General features: G+C 73.0%; 15 protein-coding genes. 11 read left to right on the top strand and 4 right to left on the bottom strand.

From position 1 onward, the window contains the following. Positions 1-66: 66 nt before the first annotated feature. Positions 67-1,338 (bottom strand): MFS transporter, encoded by a 1,272-nt coding sequence (locus tag Cba03nite_RS38960; protein WP_203757523.1) that lies wholly within the window; start codon positions 1,336-1,338, stop codon positions 67-69. Continuing rightward, positions 1,335-1,934, bottom strand: coding sequence for an ArsR/SmtB family transcription factor (locus Cba03nite_RS38955; protein WP_203757521.1), 600 nt, complete (start codon positions 1,932-1,934; stop codon positions 1,335-1,337). Before Cba03nite_RS38955 ends, Cba03nite_RS38960 begins: the two co-directional genes overlap by 4 nt. A 95-nt stretch (positions 1,935-2,029) precedes the next feature. Between Cba03nite_RS38955 and Cba03nite_RS38950 the strand changes: the two genes are divergently transcribed. The 9 genes from Cba03nite_RS38950 (at position 2,030) to argH (ending at position 10,307) form a co-directional block, all read left to right on the top strand. After that, entirely contained in the window at positions 2,030-2,728 is a 699-nt protein-coding gene (locus Cba03nite_RS38950; RefSeq protein ID WP_203757519.1) for a TNT domain-containing protein, read from the top strand. Beyond that, positions 2,725-2,976: a hypothetical protein gene (locus Cba03nite_RS38945; RefSeq protein ID WP_203757517.1), complete on the top strand. Its 252-nt coding sequence runs from the start codon at positions 2,725-2,727 to the stop codon at positions 2,974-2,976. The genes Cba03nite_RS38950 and Cba03nite_RS38945 overlap by 4 nt, the downstream gene beginning before the upstream one ends. A gap of 69 nt (positions 2,977-3,045) precedes the next feature. Next, positions 3,046-4,059, top strand: a complete 1,014-nt coding sequence (argC, locus tag Cba03nite_RS38940) for an N-acetyl-gamma-glutamyl-phosphate reductase (RefSeq protein ID WP_203757515.1) — start codon at positions 3,046-3,048, stop codon at positions 4,057-4,059. Then, a complete protein-coding gene (gene argJ / locus Cba03nite_RS38935; RefSeq protein ID WP_203757513.1) occupies positions 4,056-5,210 on the top strand; it encodes a bifunctional glutamate N-acetyltransferase/amino-acid acetyltransferase ArgJ in 1,155 nt (384 codons plus the stop codon). Before argC ends, argJ begins: the two co-directional genes overlap by 4 nt. Then, positions 5,207-6,091, top strand: coding sequence for an acetylglutamate kinase (gene argB, locus Cba03nite_RS38930; RefSeq protein WP_239126346.1), 885 nt, complete (start codon positions 5,207-5,209; stop codon positions 6,089-6,091). Before argJ ends, argB begins: the two co-directional genes overlap by 4 nt. After that, positions 6,088-7,308: an acetylornithine transaminase gene (locus Cba03nite_RS38925; RefSeq protein ID WP_203757511.1), complete on the top strand. Its 1,221-nt coding sequence runs from the start codon at positions 6,088-6,090 to the stop codon at positions 7,306-7,308. The genes argB and Cba03nite_RS38925 overlap by 4 nt, the downstream gene beginning before the upstream one ends. Beyond that, complete coding sequence (gene argF / locus Cba03nite_RS38920; protein ID WP_203757509.1) at positions 7,305-8,228, top strand: ornithine carbamoyltransferase; 924 nt, start codon at positions 7,305-7,307, stop codon at positions 8,226-8,228. The genes Cba03nite_RS38925 and argF overlap by 4 nt, the downstream gene beginning before the upstream one ends. A gap of 13 nt (positions 8,229-8,241) precedes the next feature. Further along, positions 8,242-8,775, top strand: a complete 534-nt coding sequence (locus Cba03nite_RS38915) for an arginine repressor (protein ID WP_203757507.1) — start codon at positions 8,242-8,244, stop codon at positions 8,773-8,775. Between the two features lie 119 nt (positions 8,776-8,894). Beyond that, on the top strand, positions 8,895-10,307 hold the full coding sequence (gene argH, locus Cba03nite_RS38910) for an argininosuccinate lyase (protein ID WP_203757504.1): 1,413 nt from the start codon (positions 8,895-8,897) through the stop codon (positions 10,305-10,307). Between the two features lie 87 nt (positions 10,308-10,394). On the opposite strand, the gene Cba03nite_RS38905 is transcribed toward argH, so the two are convergent. Next, on the bottom strand, positions 10,395-11,306 hold the full coding sequence (locus tag Cba03nite_RS38905) for a prenyltransferase/squalene oxidase repeat-containing protein (RefSeq protein ID WP_203757503.1): 912 nt from the start codon (positions 11,304-11,306) through the stop codon (positions 10,395-10,397). Positions 11,307-11,377: 71 nt separating this feature from the next. Between Cba03nite_RS38905 and Cba03nite_RS38900 the strand changes: the two genes are divergently transcribed. Further along, entirely contained in the window at positions 11,378-11,992 is a 615-nt protein-coding gene (locus tag Cba03nite_RS38900) for a DNA-3-methyladenine glycosylase (protein WP_203757501.1), read from the top strand. 12 nt (positions 11,993-12,004) lie between these two features. On the opposite strand, the gene Cba03nite_RS38895 is transcribed toward Cba03nite_RS38900, so the two are convergent. After that, a complete protein-coding gene (locus tag Cba03nite_RS38895) occupies positions 12,005-12,667 on the bottom strand; it encodes a hypothetical protein (protein WP_203757498.1) in 663 nt (220 codons plus the stop codon). Between the two features lie 124 nt (positions 12,668-12,791). Here Cba03nite_RS38895 and tyrS point away from each other — a divergent pair, with 124 nt between their 5' ends. Beyond that, on the top strand, positions 12,792-14,048 hold the full coding sequence (gene tyrS, locus Cba03nite_RS38890) for a tyrosine--tRNA ligase (protein WP_239126345.1): 1,257 nt from the start codon (positions 12,792-12,794) through the stop codon (positions 14,046-14,048). Positions 14,049-14,471: the final 423 nt, after the last annotated feature.

The following is a 14,471-nucleotide window of genomic DNA, read 5'->3' as shown; positions in this document are numbered from 1 at the left end:
CAAAAACCCCGACCAGAGGCCACCTTCCGACACGAGACGGCGATCGTGGCCCAAAAGGGCGACCGGTCACACCGGCGTGGCGGCGGGCTCGCGGGACGGGACGGCGGCGGCGGACCCCACGGCCGCGTCGGCGCGAAGGGTTCGCACCCCGCGGTTGGCCAGCATCCCGAGCACCGCCAGCACCATCACCCCCGCCGCACACCGCAGCGCGTTCTGCGCGCCGATCCACTCCGCCAGCGGCCCGGCCGCCACCTGCCCCACCGGGATCGCCAGAAACGACCCCAGCATGTCGTACGAGTAAACCCGCGCCAGCCGATCCGCAGGCACATGCCGCTGCAGCGACGAGTCCCACGCGATCGCGAACTGCTCCACCGCCACCCCGCACAGGAACCCGCTCACCAGCAGCACCGGCAGCGTCGGATGCTCGGCCAGCGCCACGACCGGCAGCGCGAACGCGAACATGCACACCGCCCCCACCAGCAGCGGCCGCCGCACCCGCAGCCGCAGCGCCAGCAGCGCCCCCGCGACCATGCCCGCCGTCTGCACGGCGAGCACCGTGCCCCACCCCGACCGCCCCACCGTGTCGTTGGCGACCGCGGGCCCGAGGACGGTCATCCCACCCTGATGCGCCGCGTTGATGAACACGAACGCGAGCACTACCGACCACACCCAGCTCCGGGACGCGAACTCGGCCCACCCGACGCGCAGCTCGTGCAGCGTGCCGGCCCGGGGCACCGCGCGGTCGCGCACGTCGGCGACGCGTACCCGGGCGAAGGCGAGCGCGCCGAGCGCGAAGGTCGCGGCGTCGGCGGCCAGGCCCCACCCGGGTCCGACGGTGGCGACCAGCGCCCCGCCCAGCGCCGCGCCCGCGATCATGGCGGCGTTGGAGCCGAGCCGGGTGAGTGCGTTGGCTGGCTGGAGGAGTGCGGCGGGCACGGTCTGCGGGAGCAGGGCCGCCGCGGCGGGCAGGGACAGCGCCGAGACGACGCCGTTGACCATCCCGAGCGCGATCAGCAGGGGGATGGTCGCCGTGCCGGTGAGCACGAGCACGGCGACGGCGGCCTGGGTGAGCGCGGCGAGGACGCCGGAGCCGACCATGACCAGGTGCCGGGGGAGCCGGTCGGCGAGCACCCCGCCGAACAGCACGAACAGCACGTTGGCCAGGGACCGGGCACCGACGACGAGGCCGAGGTCGACGGCGGAGTCGGTCAGGTCGAGCACGGCGAAGGCCAGCGCGATGGGCGCGACGGCGTTGCCGAGCATGCCGACGATGCGGCCGGTGAGCAGGTATCGGAACGCGGCGTGGCGCAGTGGCGTGAGGGCGTCGCGGAAGCTCACCGGTCCTCCATCCGGAACAGGGCGATGGTCGCGCTGACGCGCACCGTGCCGGGGGTGTGCGGGGGCTGGGCGGCTTCGTGCAGCTCGCGGCTGGCCTCGAACACCCGGTCGCGTAGCGCGCGCCATCGGTCGGGGTCGACCCAGAGCTCGGCGTCGGTGGTCAGGTTGGCCGAGGCGGGTCCGGTGACGACGGCGCGGCCGCGGCGCTGCAGTTCGGCGGCGAGCGCGGCGTACATGAGCTGGGCGCCGTAGGACGTCGGGTATTCGCCGGGCTCGCCGGGGCCGCGCGGGTCGAACTCCTTGCTGACGTCGTACCGGTAACGCTGGGCGACGCCGCCGCGGACCTTCTCCTTCCCGGCGGGCTGGATGTGGCCGCTGTCGCGCAGCAGGCGCAGGTGGTAGCTCGCGTTGGCGTGGGTGATCTCCAGCTCGCGGGCGATCTCGGCGGCGCTCAGCTCGGCCCCGGTGAGCAGCGACAGGATGCGCAGCCGGACGGGGTGCGCCAGGGCGCGCAGGTCGCCGACCGCGGTGCGGCGGACCGCGGCCGCGTCCTCACCCTCCAGAGACACGGCGCCGTCCTCATCTCCCAAAGACATGTTGGGGAGTTTAGACCACCAAACAAGTCTTGGGGAGTGTCCGATCGCCGGTCCGCACCGTTAGTGATCATGCAATCGCTCACTACGGGGGTTCTGTGAAAGTCCGTCTCCTGCTCGCGGCGCTGGCCGCCAGCCTGCTCGTCCCGCTCGCCCCGGCCGCCGCGACGGCTGGTCCGCACCACCCGCCGCCACCCGCCGGCAGCTACGCCGAGTGCGAGCCCGGCACCCCGGCCGTCGCACCGGCCACCCAGACCTACTACGACCCTGCGCTGCCCCAGCTCGGCCCGAAGCCGCTGCCCAGGCGCGGCGCCGTCGGCCGCCTGCTGCACGGCTACCACCGCTTCGGCTCGCTCGACCGGGACGCGTTCGTCGCCGAGTACCTCGACGCCCAGCAGCGCTTCATCTACCCGCCCAACGACGGGTTCGTGACGCACGGCGACATGGTCGACCGGCACCCGCTGGAGCTGCAGCCGCGGGCGCGGCTGGACCGCTTCGGCTTCCCGGGCGGCACCTTCCTGGCCCCGCTGGGCGCCTCGTTCGGGCAGCGCGCGCTGCCGCCGCAGAGCCTGAACACGCCCGAGGGCGCGCCCCAGGCCAACTACCACGTGTACTGCGTGCTCAAGCCGTTCAGCGTGGACGCCGGCCCGGCCGCGCCGTGGTTCGGCCAGCCCGGTCTGGGTACGCAGTACAAGCTGATGCCGCAGTATCTGCCCGAGGCCGGCGGCGCGCTGAGCGTGACGTGGCTGCTGGCCCACGGCTACCTGGTCGAGGAGAAGCCGGTGGTGCGCAAGTGATCCCGGATCGGCACGTGCTCGTTACGGCGCTGCTGGAGGCCGGGCAGCCGCCGGAGTCGTTCGAGGTGCCCGGTGTGCACGAGCACGTGCCGATCCCGACCGACTTCTGGTTCCTGCGCCCGGCCGGTGAACGGTGGGAACTCGGTTACTACGAGCGCGGGGTGTACGACGTCCGCGAGGTCCTACCCGGCGAGGCCGCCGCCTGTACCCGCTTCTACGAGCTGGTGGCCGGCTTTCCGGATGAGTGACGCGCGCCTCATTTGCATGAACATACAGTCCATCGTATTCTCATGGAGAATGTTTATGCGGAGGTAGGCATGGGAATCCGGATCGGCGTCGCGGGAGCCAGCGGTTATGCAGGCGGGGAGCTGCTGCGCCTCATCGCGGGGCACCCCGAGTTCGACCTCGTCGTGGCCACCGCACACAGCCAGGCGGGCAAACCGGTCGCCGCGGTGCATCCGCACCTTACCGGCCTCGACCTGACGCTCGGCGAGACCTCGCCGGACGCCTTCGCCGACGCCGACCTCGTCTTCCTCGCGCTGCCGCACGGCGAGTCCGCCGCGCTGGCCGCCACCCTGCCCGCCTCGGCCAAGGTCGTCGACCTCGGCGCCGACCACCGGCTGCGCGACGGCGCCGCGTGGACCCGCTACTACGGCGGCGAGCACGCCGGAGCGTGGACCTACGGCCTGCCCGAGCTGCCCGGCCAGCGCGAGCTGATCGCCAAGTCCGGCCGGGTCGCCGCGACCGGCTGCTACGCCGTGGCCACCACGCTCGCGCTCGCCCCGCTGCTGCACAGCGGCCTGGCCGAGCCCGCCGACGTGGTGGTGGTCGCCGCGTCCGGCACCTCCGGCGCGGGCAAGTCCGCCAAGCTGCACCTGCTGGGCAGCGAGGTGATGGGCGACCTGAGCCCGTACAAGGTGGGCGCGCACCAGCACGTGCCGGAGATCAAGCAGGCCACCGGCGCGACCGGGCTGTCCTTCACACCGGTGCTCGCGCCGATGCCGCGCGGCATCCTGGCCACCGTCACCGCCCGCCCCACCAACTGCGACATCACCGCGGGCGTGGTGCGGGCCGTGCTCGCCGACGCGTACGGCGACGAGCCGCTGGTGCACCTGCTGCCCGAGGGCGCCTGGCCGCACACCGCGGCGGTGCTCGGCTCGGCGAGCGCGCACCTGCAAGCCACCGTGGACGTGGACAGCGGCCGGATCATCGTCGTCTCCGCCATCGACAACCTGGGCAAGGGCGCCGCCGCGCAGGCGGTCCAGTGCGCCAACATCATGTTCGACCTGCCGGAGACCTCCGGCCTGTCCGTTTACGGAGTCGCACCATGACGGTCACCTCTCCCAAGGGTTTCCGGGCCGCCGGTGTGGCCGCCGGGCTGAAGAGCACCGGCGCGCTGGACCTGGCGCTGGTCGTCAACGACGGCCCCGACGCCACCGCCGCGGGCGTGTTCACCGCCAACCGGGTCAAGGCCGCCCCGGTGCTGTGGACCCAGCAGATCCTCAAGGGCCGCGCGGTGAAGGCGGTCGTGCTCAACTCCGGCGGCGCCAACGCCTGCACCGGGCCGGGCGGCTTCCAGGACACCCACGCCACCGCGGAGTTCGTCGCGTCCCGGCTGGGCGGCATGGGCGCGGGCCAGGTCGCGGTCTGCTCGACCGGGCTGATCGGCGAGCGGCTGCCCATGCCCAAACTGCTGAGCGGCGTCGAGGGCGCGAGCAAGGCGCTGGCCAAGGCAGGCGGGTTCGCCGCCGCCGAGGCCATCATGACCACCGACACCCGGCCCAAGATCGTCGAGATCACCGGCGACGGCTGGACCGTCGGCGGCATGGCCAAGGGCGCGGGCATGCTCGCCCCGGCGCTGGCCACCATGCTGTGCGTGCTCACCACCGACGCGGTGGCCGGCGCGGACGCGCTCGACGAGGCGCTGCGGGAGGCCTGCCGGGTCAGCTTCGACCGGGTCGACTCCGACGGCTGCATGTCCACCAACGACACGGTGCTGCTGCTGGCCTCCGGCGCGTCCGGCATCGAGCCGACCCAGGAGGAGCTGACCGCCGCGGTCACCCAGGCCTGCCACGACTTGGCCCAGCAGCTGCTGGCAGACGCCGAGGGGCACACCAAGCAGATCGCCATCGAGGTGGTCAACGCGGACTCGGAGGAGGACGCGGTGATCGTCGGTCGCGAGATCGCCCGCAACAACCTGGTCAAGACGGCCCTGTTCGGCAACGACCCCAACTGGGGCCGCATCCTGGCCGCCGTCGGCGTCACCGACGCGGTGTACGAGCCGGACGAGCTGAACGTGGCGATCAACGACGTGTGGGTGTGCCGCAACGGCGCCGCCGCCGAGGACCGCTCGAAGGTCGACCTGTCCGGCGTCAAGGTGCACATCACCGTGGACCTGAACGCGGGCGACCACACCGCGACCGTGTGGACCAACGACCTGTCCCACGCGTACGTGCACGAGAACTCGGCGTACAGCTCGTGACCCCGGGGGAGAAGGCCGCCGCGCTGGTCGAGGCGCTGCCCTGGCTGACGCAGCTGCGCGGCGAGACGATCGTGGTCAAGTACGGCGGCCACGCGATGACCACGCCCGAGCTGCGCGAGTCGTTCGCGGCGGACATGGCGTACCTGCGCGCGGTCGGCCTGCGCCCGGTCGTGGTGCACGGCGGCGGCCCGCAGATCTCGGCCATGCTGGACCGGATGGGCATCGCCTCGGAGTTCAAGGGCGGCCTGCGGGTCACCACCGCCGAGGCGATGACCGTGGTGCGCATGGTGCTGCTGTCGGTCGGCAAGGACCTGGTCACCCAGATCAACCGGCACGGCCCGCACGCGGTCGGGCTGGCCGGCGACGACGCGGGCCTGTTCACCGCGGTGCGCCGCCCCGCCGTGATCGACGGCGAGCCGGTCGACATCGGCCAGGTCGGCGACGTGCTCAGCGTCGACACGGCGCTGATCGACGGGCTGCTCGCGGCCGGCCGCATCCCGGTGGTGTCGACGGTCGCCCCCGACGTGCACGGCGTGCCGCACAACCTGAACGCCGACACCGCCGCGGCGGCGCTGGCGATCGCGCTGGGCGCGCGCAGGCTGATCGTGCTCACCGACGTGCCCGGCGTGTACGCGAACTGGCCCGACACCGACAGCCTCATCACGCAGATGACGGCCAAAGAGCTGGACGCCCTGCTGCCGAGCCTGTCCGCGGGCATGGTGCCCAAGATGGAGGCCTGCCTGCGCGCGGTCCGGGGCGGCGTGCCGTCCGCGGTCGTGGTCGACGGCCGGGTCCCGCACTCCACCCTGCTGGAGCTCTTCACCGACGAGGGGTGCGGCACCATGGTCGTCCCCGATGACACAGACGGGGCACTGTCATGACCCTCACCCAGCGGTGGCAGCAGTCGATGATGGACAACTACGGCACCCCGCCGCTGGCCCTGGTCAGCGGTTCGGGTGCGGTGGTCGTCGACGAGGCGGGCCGGGAGTACGTCGACCTGCTGTCCGGCATCGCGGTCAACGCGCTCGGCCACGGGCACCCCGCCGTGGTCGCCGCGGTCACCAGGCAGATCTCCCAGCTCGGGCACGTCTCGAACCTGTTCATCGCCGAGCCGCCGGTCGCCCTGGCCGAGCTGCTGCTCGCGCTGACCGGCCGCCCCGGCCGGGTGTTCTTCGCCAACTCCGGCGCGGAGGCCAACGAGGCCGCGTTCAAGCTGTCCCGGCGCACCGGCCGGACCCACGTCGTCGCCTGTCAGCAAGCGTTCCACGGGCGGACCATGGGCGCGCTGGCGCTGACCGGCCAGCCCGCCAAGGCCGACCCGTTCCGGCCGCTGCCGGGCGAGGTCACCCACATCCCGTACGGCGACGCCGAAGCCCTGCGCGCGGCCGTCACGAACGAGACCGCCATGGTCATCCTGGAGCCGATCATGGGCGAGGCGGGCGTCGTCCCGGCCCCGCCCGGCTTCCTCGCCGCCGCCCGGGAGATCACCGCGAAGCACGGCGCCCTGCTGGTGCTCGACGAGGTGCAGACCGGCGTCGGCCGCACCGGCCACTGGTTCGCCCACCAGGCCGAGGGCGTCGCCCCCGACGTGATCACCCTGGCCAAGGGCCTCGGTGGCGGCCTGCCCATCGGCGCGATGATCGCGTTCGCCGACGGCGCGTTCGCCCAGCACCACCCGGGCGGCGCGGCCGCGCTGTTCACCCCGGGCCAGCACGGCACCACGTTCGGCGGCAATCCGGTGGCCTGCGCCGCGGCGCTCGCCGTGCTGCGCACCATCGCCGCCGACGGGCTGCTCGACCACGTCAAGCGGGTCGGCGAGCAGCTGCGCCGCGGCATCGAGGCGCTCAACCACCCGCTGGTGTCCGGCGTACGCGGCGCGGGCCTGCTGCTCGGCGTGGTGCTGACCGCGCCGGTCGCCCCGGCCGTGCAGAAGGCGCTGCTGGACGCCGGGTTCATCGTCAACGCCGCCCAGCCGGACGCGATCCGGCTCGCCCCGCCCCTGATCCTCACCGCCGCCCAGGCCGACGCCTTCCTGGCCGCTCTGGGCCCGGCGCTCAAGCTCGCCCAGCCCCTCACGGACTCCGGAGCCTCCTCATGACCCGGCACTTCCTGCGCGACGACGACCTGACCTCGGCCGAGCAGGACGAGGTCCTCACTCTCGCCCAGCGGTACGCGGAGAACCGGCGCGGCTTCCGCGACGCGCTCGACGGCAAGTCGATCGCGGTGCTGTTCGAGAAGCCGTCGCTGCGCACCCGGGTCTCGTTCGAGGTGGGCATCTCCGAGCTGGGCGCGCACGCGGTGCTCATCGACGCCACCAACACCCACTTCGGCCGGGGCGAGACCATGTCCGACGCGGCCCGCGTGCTGTCCCGCTACGTCGACTGCATCGTGATCCGCACCTTCGAGGACACCCGCATCGAGGAGCTGGCCGCCGCGGCGACCGTGCCCGTGGTCAACGCGCTGACCAACAGCTTCCACCCCTGCCAGGTGCTGGCCGACCTGCAGACCGTGCGGCAGCGCCTCGGCCACACCCAGGGCCGCACGCTGACCTACGTCGGCGACGCCGCCAACAACATGGCGCACTCGTACCTGCTCGGCGGCGCGGTCGCCGGGATGCACGTGCGCGTGGCCGGCCCGTTCGGCTTCACCGCCGACCCGGCGATCGTGGCGCAGGCGGCCGAGGTCGCGGCCCGCACCGGCGGTTCGGTCACCGAGTACACCGAGGCCAAGGAGGCTGTGTCCGGGGCGGACGTGATCGCGACGGACACCTGGACCTCGATGGGCCACGAGGGGGACGGGCTGGACCGGATCACCCCGTTCCTGCCGTACCAGATCAATGCCGCACTGCTCGGCCACGCCCACCCGGACGCGATCGTGCTGCACTGCCTGCCCGCCCACCGGGGCGAGGAAATCACCGATGAGGTCATGGACGGCCCGGCGAGCGCGGTTTTCGATCAGGCTGAGAACAGGCTGCATGCGCAGAAGGCGCTGCTGACGTTCCTCATGGAGCGAGCATGAGCGAGGTGGCGGCATGACCGCACCGATGACCCGCAACGCGCGGCACGCGCGGATCGAGGAGCTGATCCGCGGGGGCGGCGTCACGTCGCAGACGCAGCTCGGCGAGCTGCTCGCGGCGGAGGGCGTGCAGGTGACCCAGGCGACCCTGTCCCGTGACCTGGAGGAGCTGGGCGCGGTCAAGGTACGCGGCCGCGACGGCACCCCCGCCGTCTACCTGATCCCGGAGGACGGCCACCCCGCGCTGCGCCCCGCCTCGGTCGCCCCCGCGCGCCTGATGCGCCTGCTCCGCGAGGTCCTCAACGGCACCGACCACAGCGGCAACCTGGCCGTGCTGCGCACCCCGCCCGGCGCCGCCCACTACCTGGCCAGCGCCATCGACCGCAGCGGCCTGCCCGACGTGGTCGGCACCATCGCCGGCGACGACACCATCTTCATGGTCGCCCGCGACCCCGCCGGCGGCGAGGCCCTCGCCGCCAAGTTCGCCACCTGGGCCGGCCTCGACTCCACCGACACCCCGCACCCACCCCTCGACGACGACGACCTCTGACCGCCACCCCACCCCGCGCGCCCCACCCCGTTGATCATGAACTTGTGGCACGGTTCGACGGCGTGTCGGTGACACAACTTCATGATCGACGAACCCGAACGACACAGGAGGAACCAGCGATGACCCGGCTCTGGGGAGGGCGGTTCGCCGACGGACCGGCCGAGGCGCTGGCGCGGCTGTCCGTCAGCGTGCACTTCGACTGGCGGCTCGCCCCGTACGACCTCGCCGCCTCGCGCGCGCACGCCCGGGTGCTGGCCGCGGCCGGCCTGCTCGACCCCGAGGAGCTGGGGAAGATGCTGGCCGCCCTCGACGACCTCGACGCCGCGGTCGCGACCGGCACCTTCCGGCCCACCGTCGAGGACGAGGACGTGCACACCGCGTTGGAGCGCGGCCTGCTGGAACGCCTCGGCACGCTCGGCGGCAAGCTGCGCGCCGGCCGCTCCCGCAACGACCAGGTCGCCACCGACCTGCGCCTCTACCTGCGCGACCACGCCCGCGACCTGGGCGCCAGGATCACCGAGCTGGCCGACGCGCTCGCCGAGCAGGCCGCCCGCCACCTCGACACGCCCGCCCCGGGCATGACCCACGTGCAGCACGCCCAGCCGGTCACCTTCGGCCACTGGCTGCTCGCGCACGTACACCCGCTGCTGCGCGACCTCGAACGGCTGCGCGACTGGGACCACCGCACCGCGGTCAGCCCGCTCGGCGCGGGCGCGCTGGCCGGCTCCGGCCTGCCGCTCGACCCGGTCGCCGTCTCCAAGGAGCTGGGCTTCCGCACCTCGTTCGCGAACTCGATGGACGCGGTCAGCGACCGCGACTTCGTCGCCGAGTTCCTGTTCGTCACCGCGCTGCTCGGGGTGCACCTGTCCCGCCTCGGCGAGGAGGTGGTGCTGTGGACGTCGTACGAGTTCGGCTGGGTCGAGCTGGACGACGCCTTCGCCACCGGCTCGTCGATCATGCCGCAGAAGAAGAACGCCGACGTCGCCGAACTCGCCCGCGGCAAGGCCGGACGGCTCATCGGCGGCCTGGTCAACGTGCTCACCATGCTCAAGGGCCTGCCGCTGACCTACGACCGGGACATGCAGGAGGACAAGGAGCCCGCGTTCGACGCGGTCGACACGCTCAGCCTGGTGCTGCCCGCGCTCGCCGGGATGATCGCCACCATGACGGTGCGCGTGGACCGGCTCGCCGCCTCCGCGCCCGTAGGCTTCTCGCTGGCCACCGAGGTGGCGGACTGGCTGGTCCGCAAGGGCGTGCCGTTCCGCGACGCGCACGAGATCACCGGCAAGCTGGTGGCGCTGTGCTCGGTGCGCGGCTGCGAGCTGCACGAGGTCAGCGACACCGACCTCGCCGCGGTCAGCGAGCACCTCGACCCGTCCGTCCGCGACGTGCTCACCGTGCAGTCGGCGCTGGCCGCCCGCACCACCCCCGGCTCCACCGGCCCCGGCCCGGTCGCCGACCAGCTCGCCGCGGTCTCCGACCAGCTCAAGACCTGGCACGCCTGGTCCACGGAGTCCGTCGTCCCGAACTGACCGCGCTGTGCTGGCGAAGATCGCCGTCTCGTGTCGGAACCTCAGCCCAGACCGCAGGTTCCGACACGAGACGGCGATCTTCGGCCGCTAGAGGCGGCCGTAGGCGCGGAGGGTGAGCAGGCGTTCCACCGCGACCAGGCCCTTGGCGTCGCGCTCGGCTAGCGCCCACGCCTGCGGGTCGATGTCGGTCCAGGTCCAGGTCAGCGGCCAGGAGCCGTCGGGCTGCTGGAGAGCCAGCAGGTAGTCCAGGTTCGCCGCGACCGAGGCCGGGTCGACGGCGGGGGACAGCGGCGAGTCCGGGGTCCGCGCTACGTCCAGCGGCTGCAGCGTGTACGCCGTCCACTCCTGCGGCCGGTGCTCGACCAGCCGGGCCGCCGCCCGGCGCAGCGCCGCCAGCGCCCGCTCCCGTGCCGCCGCCGGCAGGTGCCGGGCCTGCGTGAACAGCTCCGCGGCGGTCAGGTCGCCCCGGTCCAGCCGCTCGTCGGCGAACCCGTCGAGCCGCGCGAGCACCGCCTCGGTGAGGTCGCCGAGCAGCGCGGGCGGCACCAGCTCCGGGTGCTCCCACAACGCCCCCGCCAGTCCCGCGGTCGGGTTCAGCAGGCAGTCGCCGAAGTTTCCGGCGATGTCCTGGTACGCCCACCAGCCGGCCCGGGGCGAGGCGTCCGTCTCCGGCGGCACGATCCACCAGCGCCGCTCGCCGGGATCGTAGGAGCCGAGCAGGTACTGAACGGTCCGGCGTACCACCGGCTCGTCGCTGTCGGCACCGATCTCGTGCAGCACGTGGCACGCGGTCCAGGTCGCCACCGCCGACGAGACCGGGGTCCGCAGGTCCGGCTCCAGGGCGCGCCCGAACCCGCCGTCCTCGTTCTGGTACGCCGCCAGCTCGGCGAGCACCGCCCCGGCCGGTCCGGACTCGAAGTGGAACAGCAACCGGGCCCGGTCCAGCGGCCTGCCCTGGGTGAGCACGAACTCCCTGGCCCGCGCGTACACGTTCGACATGGGTGGATGATGCCCGCCAGGTGCGACAGCACCCGTTTTGCGATCCGGCGGTCGCGGGGCATCGTTCATGCGTGGACTACTCCCTGCTCGACGCCCCCGCCTCGAAGATCGCCGACACCGCCCGCGGCCTGCTGGGCTGGGAACTCGCCGCCGGGGGAGTCCGGATCATGATCACCGAGGTCGAGGCGTACTCGGGCCTCGGCGAGGACCCCGCCGCCCACAGCCACCGCGGCCGCACCGAGCGCAACTCGGTGATGTTCGGCCCGGCCGGCTTCCTCTACGTGTACTTCGTCTTCGGCATGCACTGGTGCCTCAACGTGACCGCCGGCCGCGAGGGCGAGGCCGCGGCGGTGCTGCTGCGTGCGGGACGCGTGCTCGGCGGGCTGGACGCGGCCCGGGCCCGCCGCGGCCCCGTCGCCGACCGCGAGCTGGCCCGGGGCCCGGCGCGGCTGGCGGTCGCCCTCGGCATCGACGGCACCGCCAACCGCACCTCGCTGCTCGACGGCTCCGGGCCCGCGCTGCTCACGCCGCCGACGAGCGCGGTCGACGAGGACACCGTCCGGTCCGGCCCGCGCGTCGGCGTCGCGGCGGCGCACGACCTGCCCTGGCGCTTCTGGCTCGACGGTGAGCCCTCGGTCAGCGCCTACCGCCGCCACACCCCGCGCCGCCGCCCCGCCGCGAGCTGAGCCGCGCCCGGCTCACGAGGCGAGCACGGCCCCGACGCCCTCGCTCAGCTCCAGCTCGCCCGCGTTGACGATGATCAGCTCGGCGTCCTGCAGCACCGCCTCGCGGACCAGCGCGTCCTCGGCGCGTACCGGATGGGCGCGGTCCGCCCCCATCCGCCGCACCCGCTCCTCGCTCGCCGACAGGTCCGCAGGCGAGTCGCCCAGCCATACCCGCGCCTTGCCGAGCGCGACCGGATCCAGCAGCAGCGCCTCCACCTGCCGCTGCTCGAAAGCGGCGAGCGTGTCGGCGACCCCGCTCGCGTCCGGCGCGGGCGCCTGCTCCGGCGGCCGGCCGTCCCGGGTGGCCAGCAGCGGCGTGACGTGCGGCAGCGGCGCCATCTCGGCGCTGTCCGTGCACAGCGGCTCGGGCAGCGTCTCGGTGTAGTGCACCCGACCCTGCGCGGCGAACACGGCCAGCCCGTGCCGGTGCCGCGGCCGCTTGTACTGCGCCAGCGCGCCCTCCAGCGCGAGCAGGGTCGGCTCGTCGATGCCCTCATCGAGCAGCGTCTCGCGGGCGGCCCGCCAGCGCAGCTTCAGCGCCGCGGCGGTCGCCTCGGTGTGGTCGGTGCTGTCGATGTACACCGACGCCCAGGGGCCGGGGATCTCGTACATCTCACGGAGGAAGGACAGGTCCATGACCGCGCTATGCCCGGCGCCCCGCCGCGGCAAGCTTCGCGCGCCGTGCCACCTTCGGCCCCGCCCGGCCAGCAGGGGAAACCGGGTTGCCGAGGCGCGAGCGCGATGCGCGACAATCTACGGCGTGACGGACATCCTCGATGATCTGCAGTGGCGCGGCCTGCTGCAGGACTGCACCGGCCTTGACGAGCTGCGCGAAGACCTGGCGGCGGGCCCGCTGACGTTCTACGTCGGGTTCGACCCCACCGCGCCGAGCCTGCACCTGGGCCACCTGACGCAGGTGCTCACGGCGCGCCGGTTCCAGCTCGCCGGCCACCGGCCGCTGCTGCTGGTCGGCGGCGCCACCGGCCTCATCGGGGACCCGAAGGACAGCGGCGAGCGCAGCCTGAACTCGCCCGACGTGGTCAAGGGCTGGGTCGAGAAGATCCGCGGCCAGGTCGAGCCGTTCTTCGACTTCGAGGGTCAGTACGCGGCCCGCATGGTCAACAACCTGGACTGGACCTCGGCGCTGTCGGCCATCGAGTTCCTGCGCGACGTCGGCAAGCACTTCCCGGTGAACAAGATGCTGGCCCGCGACGTGGTGCGCAACCGGCTGGAGACCGGCATCAGCTTCACCGAGTTCAGCTACCAGCTGCTGCAGTCGCACGACTACTTCGAGCTGCACCAGCGCTACGGCTGCCGGCTGCAGTTCGGCGGCTCCGACCAGTGGGGCAACATCACCGCGGGCGTCGACTACATCCGCCGCCGCGGCGCGGGCCCGGTGCACGCCTTCACGACGCCGCTGGTGACGAAGGCCGACGGCACCAAGTTCGGCAAGACCGAGGGCGGCGCCATCTGGCTCGACCCGACGATGACCAGCCCGTACGCGTTCTACCAGTTCTGGATCAACACCGACGACCGGGACGTGCTGCGCTACCTGAAGTACTTCAGCTTCCGGTCCCGCGAGGAGCTGCTGGAGCTGGAGCGGGAGACGGCGGAGCGGCCGTTCGCGCGGGCCGCGCAGCGGGCGCTGGCCGAGGAGCTGACCACGCTGCTGCACGGCAAGGAGGAGTGCGAGCAGGTCATCGCCGCGTCGCAGGCGCTGTTCGGGCGCGGTGCGCTGACCGAGCTGGCGCCGTCCACGCTGCGCTCGGCGCTGTCGGAGGCCGGGCTGGTGCAGGTCGACGAGCTGCCCAGCGTCGCGGTGCTGTTCAAGGAGGCCGGCCTGGCGGCGAGCCTCGGCGAGGCACGGCGCGCGGTCAGCGAGGGCGGCGCGTACGTCAACAACGAGCGGGTGACCGAAGCCGACGAACCGGTGTCCGCTGACCTGCTGCTACATGGGCAGTACCTGGTGCTCCGCCGCGGCAAGAAGACGATTGCAGGCGCTGAGCTGCGGAAATAGTTCGCCGCCCATCATGTGACGCGGGACGCGGCCCCTCGATTTGCGAGCGGCGCCGCGTCCCGCGTAATGTTCTCTCTGCCAGCGCGGAACGGACAAAACAGCCGAGACCGGAAGGTCAGGACTGAAGAGGCCGGAGCGCACCGGGTGGGGCCGATTTGATCGGACGAAACCAACCGGGTATGGTTACCGAGCCGGTGACGAGCCGGGCGGATGAGTTCGCCGAGATTCTTCTCGGAGGGGACCGTCGGCCGGGTCACTGGTTCTCCTCGAACCTCGTACGGACCTCAGCGGTTCAGCGTGTTCGGGGTGTCCAAACGGACGAACCGCACAGATCCGAAAATTCGGGTTTGACACGGAGAGGCCGGATGGGTAAGCTGGATGAGTTGCCCCGGAGGCGGGGTCAGGGAAAACCTGGCCGGTCAC

Source organism: Catellatospora bangladeshensis, from assembly GCF_016862575.1.
Lineage (GTDB): Bacteria > Actinomycetota > Actinomycetes > Mycobacteriales > Micromonosporaceae > Catellatospora > Catellatospora bangladeshensis.
The sequence above is the reverse complement of the archived record's forward strand: the minus strand, read 5'-3'. Positions and strand labels throughout refer to the sequence as shown.